Consider the following 23,976-nt stretch of genomic DNA (forward strand, 5'->3'; position numbering starts at 1 on the left):
GCAAGCATGATAAGTCCATAGAAAAACACCCGAGCCCCGGATTGTAGTTCAACCGGGGCTCAAAGCTGGGCACTACGTGCCGCTTAAAGCCCTATTTATATTTTTCAGTTTTTTCTATTGAATCTGCAACCCTTTGCTTTTTCTTCTGTCAATAGGATTATAGATGAGAACTCATACCCCGTCAGGATATGAAACGAGCGGGTAGAATATTTCACTCGCATTGGGCAGCCTGCAAGCGAGTTCCACATGACAGAAATAGAAAACAAACAATCATAATCAGATGAAAAAGATTTATTTCACATTGTTGATTTCAATACTTGTAGTCACTAACTTACTTGCCCAAAGCTACGGCAATTACGAGAAAAAACCTTTTGCCTTTGGACTGTTTCCTCCGGTAAGTACCAACGGCACTAATGCCGGAAATTGTATCAACCAAGTTTCAGTGAATATAATTTCAGGCTATTCGGCAGGACTGGCAGGTTTTGAATTTGCAGGTTTTTCCAACACTGAACGTGATTTTGTTCGCGGAGCACAATTTGCCGGGTTTCTGAACTTTGTAAATGGCAACTTCACCGGATTTCAATACGCCGGTTTTGCCAACTTTAACAGAAGTGTGGCCAGAGGTTTTCAATGGGCGGGATTTGCCAACTTCAACTATGCTGAGGCCAATGGACTATTATTTGCCGGGTTCGCAAACTTCACCAACGGTAAATCCTTAGCTATTCAGATGGCTGGATTCGCAAATTTTTGTGAAGATGTTGAAGGAATCCAGGGATCCGGGTTTGCTAATATTGTAAAAGGAAATGGTAAGGTTCTTCAAATGGCCGGGTTTTCGAATATTACACTTGGCGAAGTGAACGGCACGCAACTGGCAGGGTTCTTAAATTATTCGAAAGAAAAAATGCAGAAAGTGCAAATTGCCGGTTTCTCTAATATTTCTATGAATGATGCCAAAGGATTGCAGTTGGCCGGCTTTGCTAATCTAGCAAAAGGAACCATTGAGGGAGCACAGATAGCCGGATTCTTAAATGTTGCCAAGCAAGTTGATGGGCTTCAACTGGGAGTTATTAATGTTTCAGACACTGTGAAAAGTGGCCTCCCTATTGGCTTTTTAAGTATTGTCCGACATGGTTTTTATGAATTGGAAATCTCAGCAAGTGAAGCCTTAAATACTCAGGCTCTATTTAAAATTGGCGTGGATAAGTTCTACAATATTTTTGCCGTTGGCAGTCAATTTTTAGGCGACGAATTCAACTGGGGATTTGGTTATGGAGTGGGAACTCACATCGTTAATAAAGAGAAATTTAAAACGCAACTGGAACTCATGAGCTACCATATTAACGAGGGTGAAAACTGGACAAACACCTATAATGGTCTGAACCAATTCAGAATTAATTTCGCCAAGAAAATTGGAAAGCATTTGGATGTTTTTGCCGGTCCTAACTTTAACCTGATGATTACTAACAATAAGATTACTGATGGAAGACCATTTGAAAGCAATTTTGCCCCATACTCCATCTACTCGCATAAAGGGAAGCGAACGACCTTAAAAGGCTGGATTGGCTTTAGTGCCGGTATTCACATTAACTAAGTTGCCAGATTGAATGCATGGTTCATGTTTATTCATAACGAATCAATGATTCAAGGTTGATGGTGGGAGAAAATGGTTGGAGATGGTGGGTGTACCATTATTTCCAATCATTTTTTTATTGTTCTCCACCCCCAGTTATCCTTCTATTTTCACACGTTTGTTAGTTTGCGTGTACCAAATATAGCCGACTACATTGTTGTACCCACATCGTTTAAGCTCTTTCACATAGCTGCCAACTTGATAATGGTATTTGTCCAACTCTTTTTCACCCGATTTATAATCCACCACAATCACTTCATCTCCTTTTAGCATGATGCGATCCGGGCGTTTCAATTTGGTCCCGGTTAATATCGAACGTTCATTCATCACCCTAAAAGTACCATCAAACCAACTTGACACCTCGGGATCTGTGATTAGTTCTTTTAATTGAATCTTCATCTTTTCGCCGTCATCAGCAGGAATTACACCTTTAAAAACCAGATCATTAACCGCTGAGTTTAAATCATTCACGGTTGAAATATTAGCCAGCACTTCATGAAAAATCCGGCCCTGATTAATTTTTGTTGATGCCAGTTCGCCTTCTACAAAGAAATGCTCATTTCGCTTCCGGAGGTTTAAATAATCATGAAAATCGACAAAGCGAAATTCATTCAATTGCAGCCGATTGTCTTTCACTTCCTCTCGTTTAGTTGAACTCGTAACTTCCCCGTAGGTAAAAGTCCGTGTTTCTTCGTCGAAATACTCGGTCAATTCACAAAAAAGTTCCGTTTCGCCATCATGTGCAAAATGATCGGCTTTTTCCATGGACTGAAACAAAACATCGGCAATATTGCCAAACTTACCTGAAGTCACCGACCAGGTAAACAAAGCTGTTCGAGCCCTTGTAAAAGCCACGTAAAGCATGTTTAAGTTGTCGATATAATTGCTGATTTTTTCCTGAAAATATTCTTCAAAAAAGATGGATTCGCCCATTCGTTTTTCAAACTTAACGGGAACCAACTCCAACTGGTCAAATGGCGGTAATTTGGGGCGGCACCACAGCATGGGTGCGTGTTGAGCCGAAACTTCAATCTTCCAATCGCAGAAAGGAATAAACACATAGTTATATTCCAGTCCCTTGGCTTTGTGAATTGTTTGTATGCGAATGGCATCCAAGGCTTCAGAAACAGAAATGGTCTTTTTCTGACCTTGCTCATCCCACCAAATCAGGAAAGCAGCAATGTCTGTCGTTCGGTTTTTCATAAAAGTAGCCACCTGATCGATGAATGCTTGCAGATAAGCCAATTCTTCCTGCAATTCAAACAAATTGAAAAGCTCACAAATTTTAAAAATAATCTCCTGAATATTCCGTCCACTAAGCGTTTCCGAAAAATAGGCGCTATTCAGAAAATCAGATAGAATATTTTTATCATCTTTTAATTTTTCAAACCAACTGGTTCGATCCGGCTTGCTCAACGACTCAAAACCAATGCTTAACTGATCGGAACCTGGCATTGCCAAGTCAGGGACTCGATGAATGATCTGAAGCTGATCAAACAGTTCACTGTAGTACAAATGATTGGCAAGCGCCAGAGCTACCGCATCGTTCGGATCGGCTAATAATTGCAGCAAAGCAAGCACAAAACTAACGGCTGACGAGTTTTTCACATACAGCGATTCGCTGGACAAAATATTGAAATTATAATCAGACTCATTGGCTGATTTTTCTTTTAGCAGGCGATCTGCAATTAATTTGGCTTCGTCTTTTTTGCGCACCAACACTGCTATTTCGCGAGCACCGGCTCCCATATCCTGCACTTCTTTAATACGAGCGACCAGCTCATCTAAAACCGTTTCGAGTAAGTTTTCCTTTTCTTCATCTTTGGGTTTATCAAAAAAACGCATGCGAACAGCCCCGCTGTCAGCTGTTTTTGCATTCGCAATTTGTTGTAGGCTTTGGCTGTATACTTTTTCAACCTGCTCGGTCATCGATGTACCTTCCAGCCTGTTTTCCTCTAGCTCATTATTGACGTGTTGCTGAAAGAGTTGTGGCAATATCTGAAAAATACGGTTGTTAAATCGGATGACATTTCCGGTGCTGCGCCAGTTCATTTGAAGGGTCTCCTCTTCTACCCCATTTGCAGGAAACTGGTTGTTTACCTCCTGTGCAAGCAAATTCCAATCTCCATTTCGCCAGCGATAAATCGCTTGTTTCACATCTCCCACAACCATTCCCAGATTATCTTCAGCTAGTGAATTCCCAATTAACGGTCTGAAATTCCCCCACTGCAAACCTGAGGTATCCTGAAATTCATCAATCATAAAGTGATTGTAAAAAACGCCGGTTTTTTCATAAATAAACGGCGCATCCGAATCATCAATAATACTTTTTAGCAAGGTGCCCGAATCGGAAATCAATACGACTCCTTTTTCATGAGTCACTTTACGCACCATGGCCTGCAAGTCGACCAAAATACCCAGCGTGTAGAGCTGATTGACAATCAATTTGGCACTGTTGTACTCATGCAACTTTTCGAAATAATATTCAACGGCCTCACACAACAACAACTGCAGGGCAGCGGCAGCTTCCAACACATTCGCTTCTTCATTTTTCTTTGTCCAAACCTCCGGATCGTCGGCTGCTTCAACAACCCGTTTACCGGGCCAGCTATCCAGGTTCAAATCAACCAACCGCTGAAAAGAAGCTGAGGCCCCGGTCTTCTTGTACTTAAAATCATCTACCGAAACGCCATGTTGCTGCATCACTTGTAAACCTGTCCTCCCAATTCGTTTCAGGTTATTTTCAAATTGATGAATGATTGTGTTCAGTTCGTTTTTATAGGCATTAATAAATTGCTTGTCATTAATTTTCTCATGCAGGGTTTTATTCAATGCTTTGAAGGTTTCATTGTATATCTGCACCCCAAGTTTGAGAATATCGTTTTTCAGGTTCCAGCCACCCCCCTCGCGAATCTTCTCATTGGCAAATTTTTTCAGCCATTCCAATAATTCCGGATTTTCTTCAATCGAAAGCAGCAATTCATCAACGGCCTCTTCCAAAATCAGGTTATCTTCCAAATCGACTTGATAAGCAGTATTGATGCCCAACTCCCGGTTGAACGACTTAATGACACGTTGAAAAAAGCTATCGATTGTGCTGATTGAAAAGCGCGAATAATCGTGCAAAATACGTTTTAAACAGATGCCGGCACGATCAGCAATTTCAACCTCCCCCAACTTCATCTCTTTCATCAGCAAAGGCAAATATGCCGAAGGTCGCTCTTTCGACAACACGTAAAGCTCCTCAATTACCCGTTCCTTCATTTCGGTGGTTGCCTTATTAGTAAAGGTTACCGCCAGAATATTTTTGTAGTTCCATTCATTCGCCAGTGCGATTTTCAGGTACTCCAACGCCAAACGAAAGGTTTTTCCGGAACCTGCTGAAGCTTTGTATATTTTGAGTTTTGACATGTTGTAGGGAAGTATCAGTTGGGGGAGGAAAAAAGATTGTCGGTTGTTTTATTGATCGTGTTTTGCAATCACCCACACGGCGTGTATAATTCCGGGGATAAAGCCTAACAAGGTTAGTAAGATGTTTAACCAAAATGCGCCTCTGATTCCGACGGTTAAAAAAACACCCAGTGGCGGTAAAATGATGGCGAATAAAATGCGTAAAAAACTCATATTCGAAATTTAAAGTTTAACTTTTGTTTACGGTAGATGCAAGATACAAATTTAAACGAGTAGTGGTAACAGCAATTCAATATTTGAAAAGCTCACTGGCAATCGTACATTTGCAAGAAGCTTTAATTCAACGATCATGGTACTTCAAATTTTATTGGGAATTTCCATCATTCTGCAATTTTTTGCCGCAGGGGTGGCTATTAAACTTACACGAGTCACCAAGTATAATTTTTCGTGGATCTTGCTGACCATTGGGTTTATCTTCGTGGCCATTAGTCGCACAATGGAGTTTCTGCCGTTCATTAGCAATTTTGAACCACAGGATTTGGGAGAAGTTGCCATTTGGTTTGGCGTTGTTATTTCCCTGACTTTTGCCATCGGAGTATTCATGATCCAGCGCATTTTTAAGTACATGAAACGCGTTGAAGATTCGCGTCGACTGACGGAGAAAATGTTTCTGAATGCCATTATTCAAACCGAAGAAAAAGAACGAAAACGCTTTGCCAAAGACCTGCACGATGGGTTGGGGCCATTGCTCTCAACAGTAAAGATGTCGGTCTCTTCGCTGGCACAACTCGAACACGACAAAGCTTCAAAAGAAATTGTGGAAAATACCGAGATGGTCATTAATGAGGCCATCAAATCACTAAAAGAAATATCGGATAACCTCAGTCCGCATGTGCTAAATAATTTTGGATTGTTGCGAGCTTTACGCAATTTTACAAACAAAATTAATGTCACTAAAGTTATTCAGATTGAATTAATATCGAATCTGGGAAACGAGCGTTTCGACAATAATATTGAAGTCGTTTTATATCGGGTTATTTGCGAACTGATTAACAACACGATTAAGCATGCCAACGCAAAAAATGTTCAACTATCAGTTCTCAAGGAAGCTAACCACATCAGTATTTTCTATCACGATGACGGGCAAGGTTTTAATCAGGAAAAACTTGACCAACAACCGATGATTGGAGGCATGGGATTTTCGAATATATATTCAAGGATTAACTCTTTAAAGGGAGAAATCAGCATCCATAGTGAACTGGAAAAAGGGACACAGGTAAACATCAATGTAAAAGCAAAAAATGACTAACGAACAATACAATATCATCCTGGTCGATGATCATACTCTGTTTAGAAACGGCCTGCGAATTTTGCTCAACAACCTATCGGGCTATCAAATAAGTGCTGAAGCTGCTAATGGTCAAGAATTTTTAGACTTGCTGGAAACGCAAGTTCCTGATCTGGTGTTGCTGGACATTGACATGCCTGTAATGGATGGCATTGAAGCGGCTCAAAAAGCGGTTACTAAGTATCCTGACATCAAAATTATCACCTTGTCGATGTATGGAGAAGAGGACTACTATTATAAAATGGTGGATGCCGGGGTCAAAGGTTTTTTACTGAAAAACTCGGACATCAGCGAAGTCAAAACTGCCCTGCAAACGGTTGTTGAAGGAGGCACTTATTTTTCTTCGGAATTATTGCAAACCTTGGTCAGCAGTCTGCGAACCAAGTCGCAGCATCACGAAAAGCAACATATACTCTCGGAACGCGAAATTGAAATCTTAATCTTAATCTGCAAGGGGTTTTCAAATCAGGAAATTGCCGATCAGCTTTACATTTCGAAAAGAACAGTTGACAAACACCGATCCAATATTTTGGAAAAAAGCGAAAGTAAAAACACCGCCCAACTGGTAATGTACGCTATCAAAAATCAGTTGGTTGAAATCTGAGTTTTCGGCACCACGTTAAATTCGAAAGTCAAACTATAAATCAAGCTTTCGCTGAGGATTGTTAATGGCCTCTTCCATTTCATATTCCTGAACGATTTGATCAATCGTCATCAAACATTTGCCACAGCTGGTTCCTGCACGCGTTGCATATTGAATATCTTCGGTTGAAGTAGCTCCTTTTTTCAAAGCTGAAATAATTTCTTTCTCTGACACCATGTTGCATATGCAAACCAATCGGTTTCCCATTACTTACCCTCCATTACTTATACAATCCGTTTTCTGTTTGCGCCCGACTACATAATAAATTTATTTTCGATGTATAGTCGAAGCTCCCGGTACGCATCAATCACCACATCTTTTTTCGACATCGATTCGTACAGTTTCTTAATCAATTGCTTCTCATTCAACAACTGAAAACTAACACGAAAGTTCAAATCAAAAACCATTGACATAACAGCCAACTTGTAATCATTAACCGATTCAATATCCTTGCGTTTGGCAGGTTTATGACTTTTAATGCTTTTTACAATATTATCGCTAACCGTGCCTGCTGCCGGCAAGCCATGACTAATAGCATCGAGCTTAAAAGAGCCATCGCGATTCAAGTTTTTAACACAGGTTTCCCAAATATCAAGCTTATCGGCATCACGAAGAATCTGGCTATAAGTAACAATCAATTTATCTTCTTTTAACGAGATACTTTCTTTGTTGTGGTTGAGAAGAACCTGAGTTATCAGATTTTTCTTCACCTCGGGCAAATTCTTGAAGAATGTCTGTTCACTCAAAATATTAACTCCTAGTTGAGCATGGTTTTCCGACTGCTCATCATCAAAAGATTGATATTGAACAAACTGCTCAAAACGGCCTACATCATGCAATAAACCAATTATTTCGGCTAACAAAATATCTTCCTCTTCAAGCATCAGATTAGTAGCTACAACGCCGCTAATTTTGGAGACTTGCAAAGAGTGTTCTCTTTTTAAAGCAAGAACTTCAGCCATTTTGGGGTCTGACTGCTTTAAAAATACGGCTGTGTATTTTTCAAAGAAATTACGTGCAGCCTGTATGTTTTCTTTTACAACTGATAATTCTTCCATGGTGCTACAAAAATAAACCTTTTGTCTTTTAATCTACTCTTTAATAAAGTAGTTTATTAACAATATTAGAAGCTTAACGTTCTTTTTAAGTTTTTATTAGAAATCCTGTTAAAAAACGATTGTTTTACTATTTTTGCACACGCTTTTGGTCCCATAGTTCAATGGATAGAATTTAAGATTCCGGTTCTTAAGATCTGGGTTCGAATCCCGGTGGGATCACATGTCTTCAAAGAGGTATGATTTGTCTTCATGCCTCTTTTGTTTTTTTAATTAACTCTTTAGTAAGAATCAATATCAGTATTTAAAAACCAGATTGTCTCATTTGTAATCTGCCTTGTAAGCTTTTAGTCGTGTGATTAAATCTACCGGTAAACCTAATTAAAGGATTGTCTGAACTTCAATGGAGTTTGATTGGTTTTCGACTTAAACAGTTTATTAAATGACTGCGAATGCTCAAATCCCAATTCAAAAGCAATTTCGCTAACGGAAAGTTCGGTGGTAGAAAGGCGCTCTTTAGCTCTTTCGATGAGTTTGAAATGAATATATTGCTGAGCATTTTGTCCGATTAACGAGCGAAGCATGTCACTTAAATAACCAGCAGAAATATTTAGTTGATCGGCCAGGAACTGTACGGTTGGCGTACCTAGTTGCAAGGTTTGTTGATCGTTGAAGTAAGCATCCAAAATAGCTTCTGTTTTTTGTAACAAATCGTTATTTACCGCTTTTCTGGTTATAAACTGGCGCTTGTAAAACCGGTTGGCATAATGCAATAAAAGTTCCAATTGCGCGATCACCACTTCCTGGCTGAATTCGTCAATCCGGCTGTTCAATTCTTCTTTTATAATTTTGAACAACGACAGCATCACTTCTCGCTCCTGGTCAGACAAGTGCAGCGCTTCATTAACCGAATAGGAAAAATATTGGTACTGCTTTATTTTTTGAGCTAACGGAAACCCCAGCAGAAAATCAGGATGAAACAATAAAACATGTGTACTCGCGGAGTAATCCTCTTCGACATATCCCACCAATTGATTGGGAGCTAAAAACATTAGGCTACCTTCATTAAAATCATAATGACTTTGCCCGTATTTCATTTTTCCTTGTCGATCAGTAATCAATACAATTTTATAAAAATTCAGGACATCATAAACAGGACCATTGCTTAAATCAATGTCAGTATTACCGCCACAATGCGTCATGCTAATCAATGGATGTTTTGGTTTGGGTAAACCGGCTGCATCATGAATTTCCGTAATCGTACGAAACCGAATAAGATCTTTCTTCTTTTTCATCCTGTAAATATAAAAACTCAAAACCTATGAAGTTTTGAAAACCTCATAGGCCAGAATCTATTTAACAACAATTTACCACGGAAAATGTTCCTGATTGGGCCCTGTAAACTGTCCAGACACACCACTTTCATCCAAAGCTACACGTACCGGTTCCTTAGAACCCTCTTCTACGGACTCCGTACCCTGGAAATTATTGAGCGCAGTAGCAGTAAAACCAGGGCTTACGGCATTTATTTTTATATTTGTACCTTCAAGTTCATTTGCCAAAGAAACGGTAATCGCATTCATTGCTGCCTTGGACGCTCCATATACCACGTCAAAACTTTTTCTGTAAGGATTGGAAGGATCCTGATTCATAGTAAGTGAACCTAAGCCGCTGGATACATTTACAATTCTTGGAGAAGGAGCATTGCGAAGAAGAGGAATAAAAGCTTGTGTAACTGCCAAGGCTCCAAAAACATTGGTGTTCCATACAGCTTTCATTTCTGAGATGGATGCCACACTTGGCATTTGCGCTGCAAGCATTTCTTCCATAGTCCCCTGGCGCGTTCCTGCATTAGAAATTCCTGCGTTATTCACTAACAGGTCTAACAGGCCGTGTTCTTTTTCAATTGCTTTTGCTGCCAATTTAATGGTGTTTTCAACAGTAACATCCAACTCAATAGCAATTGCATTTTCACCGAGCTGTGACGCTGCATTTTTTCCTTTTTCTAAATTTCTTGCCCCAACATAAACCGTGTAGTTGTTTTCTGCTAACGCTTTAGCAATTTGAAATCCAACTCCGGTATTTGCCCCTGTGACAAGAGCAACTTTGTTTTTCTCTGTTTTCATAACTCTCATTTTTAATTAATAGTGTAAAATTAGACATTGGAAATATTCCCTATGTAGTAGAATCGCGGACAGTTGTAGCCAAATTGAGGATAAGTGATTTAACGAACTAATATATCTCCGCCCCCGAAAGGCAATAGTGTTTGCCTGGTTTTAGACTTAAATGGTTACTGGGTTGAAAATCTATCTTGACATTTTATTAGGGGGTCAGAGGCTTCAAAAAGGGTAACGGAATAGTATCAATCGCAACTGTTGGAACTTGAAAAATGGAAAGAAACCAGTTTATCTACAAACTTTTAGTAAGTAAATGATGGATTCAGCATAGCTTGTGTTTCTTCTGTTTTTCTGTGTCCATAAACTTCAACACTGAATCATAATCTTCAATCAAAAAGTTCGAAATTTTTCCGGTTGGGATCACGCAAACAAAATAAAAAACCTTCTGTCAGCCAGTCGCTATCAGGAGGTTCTTATTTTGTATCTTATCCTATTTGGCGTTAATATCTTTTATGGATTCCCCAAGTCTTAAGCAAAGGTTTCCCAATTTTATCCAAACAGGCTCTTTGCGTAGCAAAAGACTACGCCATAAATCCTATTAATAACCGTACAGCAGTTTTCAGATTGCTTAGTGAGAGGACAACCTCGAACATGGATTGAGGAAAACCAACAAATTCTATTTTTAGCAGATAGCAACAAAACTTTCGTTGAATCTACATGTTTATTACAGCGATGAATACGAATCAGCCTTCAGAGTATAATAATACAGGACAAAGCAAAACAAAAACAATAATAATCCTTGGCATATTAACGGCATATGTGCCCTTTTCAATTGACACTTATTTACCTGCCATGACCCATATTGCCGATTATTTCGGCACAACGTCAGCAAGGATGACATTCTCGCTTACCACATTCTTTATAGGTTTTGCGACAGGGCAGGTAATTTATGGGCCACTACTGGATTTATATGGTAGAAAATCACCCCTGTATTTTGGATTAGTGATTAGCATTCTGGCTAGTATCGCCTGTATTTTTGCCTGGAATTCAAGTTCCTTTATCGTATTTCGGTTTATTCAGGCACTGGGGGCATCTGTCGCATCTGTGTCTGCATTAGCTATGGTGCGTGACTTTTTCCCACCAGAGGAAAGCTCCAGGGTTTTTTCTTTGCTGGTTTTAGTCATTGGTAGTTCACCGCTTCTTGCCCCAACTCTTGGAGGTTACATTACTGCCCATGTGGGGTGGCAATGGATTTTTGTATTTCTTTCGTTAATGGCCGTGGCAGTCATGAGCCTTGTTTATTTTGCCCTTCCGGTTAACTATTTTCCGGATAAAAATTCAAGTTTGAAGATATCAGATTTGGCAAAAGATTACTGGGCAATACTGAATCAACGTCAGTTTATTACCTATGCTTTAGCAGGGGCTTTTTCATTCTCATCGCTGTTTATATACGTGGCCGGGTCGCCTATTATTTTCATGGAAAAATATCACATGACAGCACAAAGCTTTGGTATTGTTTTCGCGATGCTTTCGGTTGGTTTTATAGGAGGTAGCCAGTTGAATATCCTGGCGTTAAAAAGATTCAGTAGTCAGCAAATATTTAGATTTGCGTTGATTTGCCAACTGTCAATTGCGATGCTATTCTACATCGGAACATTAAACGGATGGTACGGAAGAAATACCATTATTGTATTTTTGTTTCTTATTTTATTGTGCCTGGGATTTACTTCTCCCAATGGTATTGCACTGGCTCTTGCTCCTATTCAGAAAAAATTGGGAAGCGCATCTGCCTTGGTAGGTACCATCCGTATCGGAATTGCAGGATTAACTACGGGAGGAATCGGCTTGTTGAATGTGACCGATGGTGAGCCAATAGCCGGAATGATGGTTGTAACAGCAGTTATCTCCTTTTCAATTTTGTTCGTTAATAGAAAGCGCATGAGCCTTTCCTTTACGATAAGATAAAAAAAAACAGACTCAAAATCTTCAGCCAAAACGGGCAGCAGTTTTCAGGTTGTTTAGTATTAAATTCCGGCAGTCGTTTAACTAACCGACAAAAAGTCCGTGCTGCCAACATGGTCTTGCTGAATGCAAAGACTGAAGCAATCCAATAGTAATTTGAGTAGCAGAATGGAAACATTATCATCAGGCTTTGTTACTTAAAATCCCGTGATCGAAAAAGTTCTCCCTAGACAATTCGATTACCCGACGATTTTTCTGCTTCTCCACTCTTTTTCTCCGAACTTACCGGTTTCTGTGTCGAACCAATATTACGTCCCTCAACATCCAGCCTCATCAAATTATTTAAATTGAAGCAGGAATTGACCACCACATGAATGACTTCGCCTTCAATTTGTAGTTTCCCTTCAACCATCAGTAAGCGGGATTGTAAAATCACTTTACGATATTTCTCAAAAACCTTCGACCAAACCACAAGATTGGCAAAACCGGTTTCATCTTCAATCGTTATAAACAGAACTCCTTTGGCTGTTCCAGGGCGTTGCCGCACTGTTATTAGTCCGCATACTTTCACAAACTGACCATTTTTCATTTTGCTCAATTTCGATGTGGGTGTAACTTTTAACTGCGTCAGCTTTTGGCGAAGGAAACTCACCGGGTGGGCTTTTAGTGAAAGCGCTGTACTGGCGTAGTCCTGAATCACGTGTTCTCCGTCAGTCATGACTGGCAATTCGGTAGACTCTTCAGTTGCACTTTGTGAAGGCGTTCCGGTGAATATTCCCGCAAGATGGTCGTTTAGAGCCGACACTTCCCACAGTGCTTGCCGCCGATCGAGACCAATAGATCGAAAAGCATCGGCATCGGCAAGTCTTTCCAAAGCAGACGGCGAAACACCGACATCAAGCAGTTCGTTTGTACTTTGAAAAAATGTGTTTCTCACAGAAACAAGTGTCAGCACATCTTCCTCACGGAGTCCCTTTACTTGTCGGAAGCCCAATCGCACGGCACAATAACGGCCGTCTTTTTCTTCCAGAGCATTATCCCACTCCGAATAGTTGATATCTACCGGACGAACAATCACGCCATGCTTTCGGGCATCGATAACAATTTGTGCTGGTTGGTAAAACCCCATAGGCTGACTATTGAGCAGAGCTGCTGCAAAAATATCGGGGTAATGACACTTTAGCCAGGATGAGATATAAACCAGCAGAGCAAAACTAGCCGCATGGCTTTCCGGGAAACCATAACTTCCGAAACCTTCGAGCTGCTTGAACACCCGCTCGGCAAAATTCTGCTCATAACCATTCGCCACCATACCAGTCACCAGCTTTTCCCGATAACGGCTTACCTTTCCCTTGGCTTTAAAAGTAGCCATACTTCGTCGCAGCCCATCAGCCTCAGCAGGAGTAAAACCGGCCGCTACAATCGCAATCTCCATGGCTTGCTCCTGAAACAATGGCACCCCCAATGTTCGTCCCAGAATATCCTCCAGCTCTTTTGAGGGAAATACCACCGGTTCTTCACCAGTTCGTCTTTTCAAATAAGGATGTACCATATCGCCCTGAATAGGTCCCGGCCGAACAATGGCCACTTCAATCACCAGATCGTAGAAAGTACGCGGTTTTAAGCGTGGCAGCATCGACATCTGCGCCCGACTTTCAATCTGAAATACCCCAATCGTATCGGCATAACTAATCATCTCGTAAACCGTTGGATCGTCCTGCGGGATATTGGCTAAGGTGAGATCCAAGTTATAATGCTGCCTGGCAAGGTCGAATGCTTTTCGGATGCAGGTCAGCATTCCCAAAGCCAACACATCAACTTTCATAAAACCCAATGCTTCAACATCGTCTTTATTCCATTCGATGCAGGTGCGGTTTTCCATGCGGGCATTCAGAATAGGACACAGATCGTGTAATTTACCCCGCGTTATGACAAACCCACCCGTGTGCTGTCCTAATTGTCGAGGAAATCCGATATACTGATTGGTGAGTTCCAATACCTTTCGCAGAAGAGGATCTTTCGCATTAAAACTTCCGGATGCTTGTGCTTTCCCGGTAGACCAATCATCGGTAAACTCATAGCCCGATTTCGAAAGTACATTGATTGCATCGGTAGACAAGCCCATTACCTTCCCCACATCGCGCACAGCTCCCTTCCAATGTACTTGGGTTACGGTGGCTACAATACCCGCCCGATCGCGCCCGTATTTCTCGTAAATATATTGCATGATTTCCTCGCGACGCTCATGCTCAAAGTCCACATCAATATCGGGCGGTTCATTGCGTTCGTCACTCATAAACCGGGCAAATAATAATTTAAACTTAGAGGGATCGACTGAAGTAACCCCCAAACAATAACAAACGACAGAATTGGCAGCAGAGCCACGCCCCTGGCAAAGAATTCCCCGCGAGCGGGCTTCGCGCACATAGTCGTACACCGTCAAAAAATAGGAAGCATAGTCTTTCCGACTAATAAACTCCAGCTCCATGTCAATGGTTTCTTTAACTTTTGCGGGAATCTGTTCGCCAAAATGCTCATGAGCTCCTTTCCAGGTGAGGTAGACCAACTCTTCCATGGGCGTTCGTCCTTCGCTCGTTATTTCTTCCGGATAGAGATATTTTAACTCATCCAACGAAAATTGACAGGCATCAGCAATTTCCTGCGTGCGCCGAACTGTCTTGGGATACTCGCGGAAAAGCCTGCGTATCTCAGAAACTGGTTTTAGGTAACGCTCCGCATTTTGGTGTAGTTTGAAGCCTACATTATGAATGGTACATTTCTCGCGAATACAGGTCAGCACATCCTGCAATTCTCTGCGCCCAGACTCATGGTAATGCACATCATTGGTCGCAACCATCGGAATTCCCAATCGGACTTCGAGTTGAGAAAGACGAAACAGTCGTTTATGGTCACTTCCCTGGTACGAAAAGGCTGCTGCAAAATACAGTTCATCACCCAACATTTCTTTATATTCTTTCAGGACTGCTATAAATTCAGGTTGAAAGTCGAAATCGGCATTGAGCGAAGTCGGTGGCACTACAATAAATTTTATACCGGCAGCATATTTATACACATCAGCCCGATAGAGGTGACACTCCCCTTTTTCGGCTCTGAGGTTGCCTTCGGTAAGCAATGCCGATAAACTGGCATAGGCTTTCTTGTTGGTTGGATAGGCCAGTAAACTGGGGCCATCCAACAGGTCGAGGCGACAGGCAGGAATAAGGCGAATACAGTTTTCTCGTGCTGCCACATGTGCGCGAACAATGCCTGCAAGCGTATTGCGATCGGTAATTGCAATTGATTTATATCCCAGTTGCGCTGCTTTTTCTACAATTTCCTCAGGGTGCGAACCACCCCGTAGAAAGGTAAAATTCGATGTTATCTGTAATTCCGTGTAGCTCATTTCAGTTTCGAGTTTCGACTTCCAAGTTTTAGTTGTAGTCATCGTTCTCACTTCGTCAGTTGTGACTTATTTTTTTTCGGGATTTTCGTCGTCCTGTTCTGAATTTTTTACCTTCAGTCTTCTTTTTATCTAATCACACAAAAAAGCCGTGCAAAAACCATTGATTTTTTCCATGGCCGTACAATCCAAGCCGGAACAGCCAGTAGCGAGCCCCGTTTTCATCTTCAACCCGATAATAATCCCTTGGCGATCCACTTTGAAGCCACCACTCCTGCTCTATTCGCTCGGGGCCATCAGCACGAGCAATGCGAATAACTTCACCTTTGTAGCGGAAATGTAATGGCGGATAATCCGGAAGCATCACCATCACTTCAATTGGCTCCGGCTCAGGTAAAAGATGAAGTGGACGAGGGCGATCAGTACACCATGCGGTTTGGGGCTTAGCTTCCAACGAGCCAACATCCATTATCGAATGCTCCGGCCAATAATGTTCCTGCGGCAGATAGCGGTGAATGGCCTGCTCCCCCACCTTACCGGCAATGTTGTCCAACAGTTCTGCAATGGCCGTTTGATTGTTGCTCCCAATACTCCACAAAGCTTCTTGTGTTTCACTAAGCTCTTCAATCAGCGTGGCCTCCAAGGTGAAAACTTCAATACCAAGTGCCGGTTCAAACTCAGGTATTTTCAACTCGAATAGTTTGAAAAGGTGTGATGCATTGCGAGATGCCCTGTTAGTTCCAATGCTTATTTGTATGGTTTCCCCGTCGAGACGATAACCCTTAAAAATTCCGGTGCGCATGCCTTTTCCTTCCCTAAAAAAGCGTTCGCACAGTTTTTCCAGTAATCGTTTCAGGGCAATTTCAATCCCTTTTGCCGTTCGAATGGGCTCAAGACAGGGCAATCGCTCTTGATAAACCGGAGTAGGCAGAACAGGAACCAGAGGCTCTGAAACTGTTCCCAATGCTTGTTCCAATCGGTTAAGCAAGCTGTCTCCAAAACGTCGGCGTAAATTACTCCGAGGAATATGGATGAGCTGCCCGATTTGTCGAAAGCCGAGCTTTTCCATGCGCTGCAAAGTAATACGATCCAGCCGCAAAGCAGCCGGAGGTAGCGAAAGCAGTGCTTCGCCATGCTTACCTGGCTCAATAATAGTCTGATTTCCATAGCGAGCCACGGCCCATGCCGCTCCAACAGTATCAGCAATGCCCACACGTACATCATATCCACCTTTACGAAGGCGACGCGTAATTCCATCAAGATAAGGGACTTCCCCTCCCCACAAATGCGGGCAGCCGGATATGTCCAGTATTAGTCCATCCGGAGCATCTGTCGCTACTGTTGGGGTATAACGAAAACACCATTCAGCCAAATTATTCAGCAATTTCTGCACTGCCTGCAGGTCATCAGGAAATACTTCCACCGAAGGGAGTATTGCACGGACATCGGCCACGACCATACCCGGTACCATACCTTCTTTCACCAATGCCTGGCTTGCTGCCCTCACAAGCATCCGTCCCTTCTCGGAAGCATACAACAAAAATTGTGTTCCCCGCAGCTCTGGATTAGTTTTTGCCAGCCGGTCGGTTGTCAAATAATGAAACCAAATATATAAATAACGTTTAGGCATAACTCTGCTTCCTTTTAGCTTCTCCGGATTTTGAAACAACCGCTCTTTGAGCAGCCACCTGATTGAATGATCCGTTTCGCCACTCAAACTGCCAAATCCCCGGTCGCCCGTTTCTGATTTTTTCCAATTCAACTTCCACACAGGAAAAGCCCACTCCTGGCAAACCATCGTTTTCCCGGCTGGCTAGCGGTCTGATTCTCCAACGGGATACACATGTCAGCGTGTTCTCGAAACGTGGATGCAGTCGGTGCAGGAACCCAGTTACCCGACTCGCTTCTATAGCCAATTGTAATCGGCGGGAGTCGGCAAAACTGATATCCCGCAATTCCGCGACAACAGCCGTCAACGCATTGCATTTTACGCCCTGCTCCATCACCCAAAGGGCATCTTTTTGCCGCCTGACATCAATAAAAATAAGCTGTTCTGGTTCGATGCCAAAGAATTTCAAGGCAGGAGGAAATAATTTACGTTCGGTACTTATCCACAAGCAAAAGCCTCCTTTTTTCATGAGTGTAGCCAGCAAGCCCGCCAAGAAACCATTTGAAGCAGCCGCACACGCTTCGGTATGACTCACAAACTCATGTATTGCAGCAATAGGGAAAGTTCCCCCTGGAAATGCCGCATCCATTTTCCCCAGTCCAAAATCAAGCTGCTGACTATCCTTTCCCGTACTGAATCCTTCCATCGAAAGTATCCTGTCCCTCAATTGTTTGATAATTTCCTTTTTCCCGGCTAACTCTTGCATAATTAAAAAAAAATCCTAATTTTGTTATTATTAATAACACTTTGTTGTTTCTAAATATAACAAATGAAAAACAATCCACAAAAAATTTTCTTCGCCGGAAACATCAAATTCCTTCGGGAACGAAAGAAAACAAGCCAGGAAGCACTTGCATCAACGCTGGGATTAACGCGGGCAAAGATTGCTGCCATTGAGGCCGGGAACACCAAGTCGCCGCAACCGGAAGACTACCTGAAATTCTCTGAATTCTTCAAAATAAGCATTGATACGTTATTGAAAATTGACCTTTCAAAATTAGGTGAACTGAAGGTGCGGGATCTGGAAGCCGGAAACGATGTTTACATCCGCGGAGGTAACCTGCGAGTACTAGCCATTTCAGTAGACAAGTCGAATAACGAGAATGTGGAGTATGTGCCAATAAAGGCAAAAGCAGGATACATGGCGGGCTATAACGATCCTGAGTTTATTGCCGCCCTGCCTAAGTATTCGGTTCCGAACCTACCCAACCAGGGAACATTTCGGATCTTCCCATCAACAGGGGATTCCATGCTTCCGGTTCCTGAAGGAAGTGATATTATCGCACAGTATGTGGCCGATTGGTCAACCCTAAAAACGGATACGCCCTGCATTGTCATTCTTAAAGGACAACAGGACTTTGTATTTAAAATGGTGACTGTCAAGTCAGATGGAACCATCCTGTTAAAATCGCTCAATCCGGAGTATAAACCTTACACCGTTGAGTCTGGTAACATCATGGAAATCTGGCAATTTTACGCTTATACCAGCAGGGAATTCCCGGAAGCACGACCAGAAATGGAAACAATACTAACAGCCATCAGGAAGCTGGAAGAAAAAGTTAGCAACTTTGACAGAAACTCGTCATACTAAAAATGGCATCCTCAGTACGATGGTGCCATTTCAGTTAGTACCATATCGCTTTGACTATCTAATAATCCGGTCTATGGCACAAATCAGCTCATGCCCCAAATGCCTCATCGGCTGAAACAGCATTCCTTCCGAATATTGAATCTATTATTCAAAAAGCGAGGATTGCGAATATCGGCTAGCGTGGATAGCGTTTGTGTTAATTACCAGACATGTTTGCAATATCAGGAATCGAGGACTTACTGGTAGTTGATTTTATTCATGCTTCCAGCCATCAAATTGATCTCCGTGTGCACACTTTGAAACTTGTCGGCCATTTCCTCGAAGGTGACAGATTCATCTTCCTGATCGCCGATCAGTACAACTTCGTCACCCCATTTTGGGACGTGTGGCAGATCTGTAACATCGATGGTCGTAATATTTAGAGAAACCCGTCCAACGACCGGGCATCGATGCCCCTCAATCAATACAACACCCTTATTGAACAATGCGCGTGGATAGCCTTCACCAAACCCGACTGGTATTGTCGCAATTCGCGAAGGTCGTTTGGTGATGAAAAGGCTTCCGTAGCCAATTTTTGTTTCTGCCGGGATGTTTCGAACTTGCGTAATCCTGGTTTTTACCATCATACAAGGCTTTAAATCAGGCAGGTTACCAAAATGGTGCGATGTTCGTACGCCATAGCAAGCAGCGCCGATGCGAACCATGTCGCGCCGCAAGTCTGGTAAGCGCATCGTTGCAGCAGAGTTATGAGTATGAAGAATAACGTCATCAGGCAACTCCGAAACCAACGCTTCAACGAAACGATCAAATTCCTGAATTTGGGTAAGGCTATAGTCAATTGTCCTGGCATCGGCATTGGCAAAATGAGCCATTACACCAACAATGCGTAACCCGGGTAACGCGATGACTCGCCTAATTGTGTCGATCTCGTTGAAAGCGAAACCGCCTCGCCCCATTCCCGTATCGAGCGTAAGGTGCACAGAAACCGGGAAGCCGCGCCGTATTCCTTCACGACTAAGGTACTCCGAAGCGTCCCAGGTTCCAACCTGTTCCTCGATATTCAGTTCCGCCACCGATTCTTCCAGTTCTTCAGGCAAGGCCATTCGCAACCTTATTAACGGAAAATCTTGCGACACGGCACGCACCAAATGTGCTTCCGGGTTGGTAGAGATTCCAATCGAGTCAGCTCCTGCCGAAATAGCCGTTTCTATCAAACCTGCAAGGCCATGACCATATGCGTCTGCCTTCATTACCACCGACAACTTCGCCGGGTAAACGTATTCTTTTAATGTTCTGATATTATTTGCAAATCGCTTACGCGAAACGATAACAGATATGTGATGTTGCTTCATATAGCTCCCAAATTTAATAAATATAAAACAACTTAATTTTTTGTAGAATTAGTCATTTCACGACTTACCCAGTAATGTTCTATTCTATCATAAATTTGTCACTCTGCTATGGATGACAAGGTTTGTATTTTCCATATAGCCCAAAAGATGACCTATTGCGTGTGTATATGTGCAAGTCAATATATTTCCAATTACTCTACCCCATCAGCATTCCTTCCGGATTTTAAGCCCACTATTTTAAAGGCCAGGATTGCAAATCCAGACCAGCAGAAAAGAAGATATAAATGACAATTTTTTCACATCAGGAAAACATCTACAGGAAACAAGACTTCAATACAACAAAAATGGCATCCTCAAAACGAAGATGCCATTTTTAATACTATAAGTTCCTTCAGTTATCGAATCCGGTCAATGGAACGAACCAATGCTTCATCTTTACCAATATTTCGGATAGCTAAATAATCGAGTATAATAGCTATTAATGGGAAAACAACGGCAATTTTAAAGCTAACATCAGCCCCTTTAAAGCTGTAATAGGTGAAGAAATAAAACATACCAAATAAGCCCAGCATCAACAGAATGGAGAATACCAATATTCGTATTTGAAGAATACGCTTTTTGAACAAAAAAATAGCTGCAACGTGCAGAACTAAAATAATGCCTGTAAAAATTGTGATTGGTAATCCATTTTCAATGACTTGTCCATTGTGTAGTATCCCTTGTATATTAAACAAGTAAAATTTATCGCTCACTGCAATTTCGGCAAATGGCAATGCAAATAGCAAACCAATCAAACTGGTTGATATAAGTATATAAAGTGTTTGAATACGTTGAATCATGATTAATTTATTTTTAGCGCAAAATTACATTTTTAAGGAAAAGTGGCAATAATAAATCGATAAAGTTATCAAATCATTCTTTATCAAAACAACCGACTATTAGACTGGCTAATTCCATTATCTTATTAATATGTTTTGCATTCTACTTTTTTTTCAAAAAAGATAAAATTTTGAACTACTAATTTTCAGATACTTACAGAATCACAAAAACCTCACGAACAGCTACTTAGCCTGACTTAGATTATTGTTAACTTACTGATTAACAATAATATGCGGAAATCACGTATTGACTTCGGATTAACTATCGTCGTACACTTGCAACGTTGTCAACATATGAGATATAAAGATCCTATTAGCGCTATCTTCTTTTATTGAAAATAAACGAACCGTTATCGGTCTATTCTTTTCAATAACAACACTCTTTTGAAAACAAATATCATATTAACTTTTATCCAGTATTTAACCACTATTACTAACACTACACACCATGAGAATTTATACCCTATTAATTGTCATTTTCTTCGTCGGCACACTTCACTCGCAAAATAAGCAAATCCCTTTGATTGGATCCCAGGCTCCATCATTCACTACACAATCGACTAATGGAGAATTTACGTTTCCAAATGATTTTGAAAAAAGCTGGAAAATCCTGTTTAGCCATCCGAAAGACTTCACTCCGGTTTGCTCATCAGAACTTTTAGAACTTGCCTATTTACAAAATGACCTAAAAAGTTTGAATGTCCAATTTGCCGTTATTTCTACCGACAATGTTTCCCAACACAATATGTGGAAAGCGCACTTGGAAGAACTGGATTATAAAGGAAGAGGACAACAACAAATACTTTTCCCGATACTTGAGGATTCCAACAAAAAAGCGTCAATTTTGTATGGCATGCTTCATGCTCCAACAAGCACAAGTCATGATATAAGAGGTGTTTACATTATCGATCCAAATAATATTGTAAGATCAATTAATTTTTATCCAGTTGAAATCGGCAGGAATATTTTGGAAATTGAGCGTACTATTGTTGCCCTACAAACTGCTGATGAAAGAAAAATGCTGACCCCTGCGAATTGGGAAAAAGGTGATGATTTACTGATGATGCACTATCCGTACACCAAAGAAGAATTAGCCAATAATCCGGAATTAGAACTTGAGTATTATCAAGTTGGTGATCGGATGTGGTTTAAAAAGGAAAAGTGAAGTTTAGTTGAAACGACCAAATGAATCAATTTATAATTCAAGAACTCAAAAAGGGCGATGGAAGTTAACTTCCATCGCCCTTTTAATTGAATGCTTTCATTCCAATCACAATCCAAGAGCTTCAGGACCTTGGTTAAATACAATGTCCACCGGAATACCGGCTTCTGAGATCCGCTCCAAATCTCTTTGTAGCTCATCGCGAATAAAGCCTTTTTCTCCAATCATGGCTTTTGCTGCATCGTAATCACCTTCTGCCTGAACAGTTAAAACTAAATCTGAAAGATCAATCATTGCCTGCTTCATCTTTTCGAAGTTTACCCGGTAAGTTCCCGTAGCTTCATCACGCTCAAAAGCACCTTTCTCCTGAAAATAGTAAAAGCGGATCATATTGGCTTTTCCGTGAGCGCTAGCGGCTCCAAAGCGTACAGAACGAAAAATACCTGCCATAAAGGTGACGAAATTATCCATCAGATCCTTATCGGAAAACTCGCCCATCTCGGTCAGCTTGTAAACAACCCAAAGTCCTAAAATATCAGCTTTACTTTCTTCCAATGAGCTATAGGTTTCTTTTAAAGCTTCACGAACAGTTTGATTTCCATCGATGGTATTCCCCATACCCAAACCATGTGCCGCCTCGTGAAACATGGTATTTTCAAAGAACGCGTCAAACTTTACATGTCCTCGCTGGTCTTCAGCAATTAACAGATCCGTAATTGGCATCAGTATTTTATCAAATTTGGCTTTCATCGAATTTTTCAACTGCAATTTGCGACTACCTTTGTTGGCACGCACCCGCTCGTCGTTAGGCAAGTTGATAGCGATGGTTTTACTTCCGGCATTACAATCGCCGGCGTAATAAACCACGTCATAGGCATTCAAGTCAGAATCGGAGCCAGGCATTTCACTTTTATTGGCTTCGCTGGTTGGCAGGGCTTTCTGAAGGTCGGGCAATAAAGCCGCGAATTTCTCCAGTTTCTGGCTCCACTCTTTGTCTTTCACCAAAATAAAAGCTTCATGTGCTGCCTTGTAACCATACAGTTGGTCCTCGTAATTTTCGATAGGACCAACTACAAAATCGATGGTGTTGTCTTTCATATCCAACCAGGCGAGATCACTTTCATAATAGTCATCTGTCAACAACGCATCAGCTCGTAATTCCAGGTATTTTTTCAAACCCGGATCCTCCGCCAATTCCGCTGCCTGACGAATATAGACAACAGCTTCTTCTATTTTCGCTTTAAATGCATCATGATAAGGAATTGCTTTCAGGCTTCCGTCATCGTCACGTCGAATGAGTGTATACAAACTCGTTTTCGATGGTTCATCCCAGGCTTCAAACTCCGTCTTTGTCATATCTTTGGGGTAGAAATTTGCTCCGGCAGGCTTTATGCCATAACCTTCAATAAATGGCTCGTTATTATTTAAACGTTCCCACGGACCATAGTTCACCTTAATGAATTTTTCCATCGCCGGGCTTGTTGCTTTGGATAGTATTTCTTCTTTATCTCCAAAAGCTTCAATCCAGAAAATTTCATTCATAATTTTAGCAGCCTCAAACAAAAAAGGCAGCATTTGCTTTTCCTTTTCGCTTAAAACCGATAAATCAGTGGTCAATTTTACAGCAATAAACTCATCAGCTTTTTGAGCAATTTCACTTTTAATCTCTTTCTGTTCATTGGTTTTATTGGTACATGCTCCGGCGAGCAAACCTGCACCAATTACCATCGATAAAATAATTCTCTTCATTGTTATATT

The 23,976-nt window shown here is 41.5% G+C and carries 18 protein-coding genes and 1 tRNA gene; 7 read left to right on the forward strand and 12 right to left on the reverse strand.

Translation table 11 applies throughout. The annotated features are described in order from the left end of the window. Positions 1–280 precede the first annotated feature (280 nt). Entirely contained in the window at positions 281–1,591 is a 1,311-nt protein-coding gene (locus tag ACTB00_RS17420; protein WP_463301190.1) for a hypothetical protein, read from the forward strand. Between the two features lie 135 nt (positions 1,592–1,726). Here ACTB00_RS17420 and ACTB00_RS17425 read toward each other — a convergent pair whose 3' ends face one another. Next, positions 1,727–5,041, reverse strand: a complete 3,315-nt coding sequence (locus tag ACTB00_RS17425) for a UvrD-helicase domain-containing protein (protein ID WP_463301191.1) — start codon at positions 5,039–5,041, stop codon at positions 1,727–1,729. Positions 5,042–5,089: 48 nt separating this feature from the next. Further along, the gene (locus tag ACTB00_RS17430) at positions 5,090–5,254 is read right to left on the reverse strand and encodes a YqaE/Pmp3 family membrane protein (protein WP_463301192.1); all 165 of its coding nucleotides are present in this window, start codon (positions 5,252–5,254) and stop codon (positions 5,090–5,092) included. 136 nt (positions 5,255–5,390) lie between these two features. Between ACTB00_RS17430 and ACTB00_RS17435 the strand changes: the two genes are divergently transcribed. Next, positions 5,391–6,350, forward strand: a complete 960-nt coding sequence (locus tag ACTB00_RS17435; protein WP_463301193.1) for a sensor histidine kinase — start codon at positions 5,391–5,393, stop codon at positions 6,348–6,350. Further along, positions 6,343–6,993: a response regulator gene (locus ACTB00_RS17440; protein WP_463301194.1), complete on the forward strand. Its 651-nt coding sequence runs from the start codon at positions 6,343–6,345 to the stop codon at positions 6,991–6,993. Before ACTB00_RS17435 ends, ACTB00_RS17440 begins: the two co-directional genes overlap by 8 nt. A gap of 33 nt (positions 6,994–7,026) precedes the next feature. On the opposite strand, the gene ACTB00_RS17445 is transcribed toward ACTB00_RS17440, so the two are convergent. Together ACTB00_RS17445 and ACTB00_RS17450 are read right to left on the reverse strand one after the other, a co-directional pair. Further along, entirely contained in the window at positions 7,027–7,239 is a 213-nt protein-coding gene (locus ACTB00_RS17445; RefSeq protein WP_262886035.1) for a (2Fe-2S)-binding protein, read from the reverse strand. 47 nt (positions 7,240–7,286) lie between these two features. Continuing rightward, positions 7,287–8,090, reverse strand: coding sequence for an HD domain-containing protein (locus ACTB00_RS17450; RefSeq protein WP_463301195.1), 804 nt, complete (start codon positions 8,088–8,090; stop codon positions 7,287–7,289). A 147-nt stretch (positions 8,091–8,237) separates the two neighbouring features. Between ACTB00_RS17450 and ACTB00_RS17455 the strand changes: the two genes are divergently transcribed. After that, positions 8,238–8,309: transfer RNA gene (locus ACTB00_RS17455), tRNA-Arg, on the forward strand. A gap of 155 nt (positions 8,310–8,464) precedes the next feature. On the opposite strand, the gene ACTB00_RS17460 is transcribed toward ACTB00_RS17455, so the two are convergent. Then, positions 8,465–9,382 carry a helix-turn-helix domain-containing protein gene (locus ACTB00_RS17460; protein WP_463301196.1) on the reverse strand — a complete coding sequence of 306 codons (918 nt, stop codon included), beginning with the start codon at positions 9,380–9,382 and terminating at the stop codon, positions 8,465–8,467. Between the two features lie 72 nt (positions 9,383–9,454). Next, the gene (locus tag ACTB00_RS17465; RefSeq protein WP_463301197.1) at positions 9,455–10,213 is read right to left on the reverse strand and encodes an SDR family NAD(P)-dependent oxidoreductase; all 759 of its coding nucleotides are present in this window, start codon (positions 10,211–10,213) and stop codon (positions 9,455–9,457) included. 723 nt (positions 10,214–10,936) lie between these two features. On the opposite strand from ACTB00_RS17465, the gene ACTB00_RS17470 reads away from it, so the two are divergent. Beyond that, positions 10,937–12,169, forward strand: coding sequence for a multidrug effflux MFS transporter (locus ACTB00_RS17470; protein WP_463301198.1), 1,233 nt, complete (start codon positions 10,937–10,939; stop codon positions 12,167–12,169). Positions 12,170–12,392: 223 nt separating this feature from the next. Here ACTB00_RS17470 and ACTB00_RS17475 read toward each other — a convergent pair whose 3' ends face one another. From ACTB00_RS17475 to ACTB00_RS17485, 3 genes are all read right to left on the reverse strand, one after another. After that, positions 12,393–15,611, reverse strand: coding sequence for an error-prone DNA polymerase (locus tag ACTB00_RS17475; RefSeq protein WP_463301199.1), 3,219 nt, complete (start codon positions 15,609–15,611; stop codon positions 12,393–12,395). A gap of 91 nt (positions 15,612–15,702) precedes the next feature. Next, a complete protein-coding gene (locus tag ACTB00_RS17480) occupies positions 15,703–17,196 on the reverse strand; it encodes a Y-family DNA polymerase (RefSeq protein ID WP_463301200.1) in 1,494 nt (497 codons plus the stop codon). Further along, the gene (locus ACTB00_RS17485) at positions 17,189–17,941 is read right to left on the reverse strand and encodes an ImuA family protein (RefSeq protein WP_463301201.1); all 753 of its coding nucleotides are present in this window, start codon (positions 17,939–17,941) and stop codon (positions 17,189–17,191) included. The genes ACTB00_RS17480 and ACTB00_RS17485 overlap by 8 nt, the downstream gene beginning before the upstream one ends. Positions 17,942–18,004: 63 nt before the next feature. On the opposite strand from ACTB00_RS17485, the gene ACTB00_RS17490 reads away from it, so the two are divergent. After that, positions 18,005–18,826, forward strand: coding sequence for an XRE family transcriptional regulator (locus ACTB00_RS17490; RefSeq protein ID WP_463301202.1), 822 nt, complete (start codon positions 18,005–18,007; stop codon positions 18,824–18,826). 236 nt (positions 18,827–19,062) lie between these two features. Here ACTB00_RS17490 and alr read toward each other — a convergent pair whose 3' ends face one another. Together alr and ACTB00_RS17500 are read right to left on the reverse strand one after the other, a co-directional pair. Then, the gene (gene alr / locus ACTB00_RS17495) at positions 19,063–20,178 is read right to left on the reverse strand and encodes an alanine racemase (RefSeq protein WP_463301203.1); all 1,116 of its coding nucleotides are present in this window, start codon (positions 20,176–20,178) and stop codon (positions 19,063–19,065) included. Positions 20,179–20,573: 395 nt separating this feature from the next. Then, on the reverse strand, positions 20,574–21,017 hold the full coding sequence (locus ACTB00_RS17500) for a DUF4293 domain-containing protein (protein ID WP_463301204.1): 444 nt from the start codon (positions 21,015–21,017) through the stop codon (positions 20,574–20,576). A 487-nt stretch (positions 21,018–21,504) separates the two neighbouring features. On the opposite strand from ACTB00_RS17500, the gene ACTB00_RS17505 reads away from it, so the two are divergent. Continuing rightward, positions 21,505–22,221: a peroxiredoxin gene (locus ACTB00_RS17505; protein WP_463301205.1), complete on the forward strand. Its 717-nt coding sequence runs from the start codon at positions 21,505–21,507 to the stop codon at positions 22,219–22,221. Positions 22,222–22,326: 105 nt separating this feature from the next. Here the strand turns inward: ACTB00_RS17505 and ACTB00_RS17510 are convergent, their stop codons facing one another. Beyond that, on the reverse strand, positions 22,327–23,967 hold the full coding sequence (locus ACTB00_RS17510) for a dipeptidyl-peptidase 3 family protein (RefSeq protein ID WP_463301206.1): 1,641 nt from the start codon (positions 23,965–23,967) through the stop codon (positions 22,327–22,329). Positions 23,968–23,976 lie beyond the last annotated feature (9 nt).

This window comes from Sunxiuqinia sp. (genome assembly GCF_055140945.1).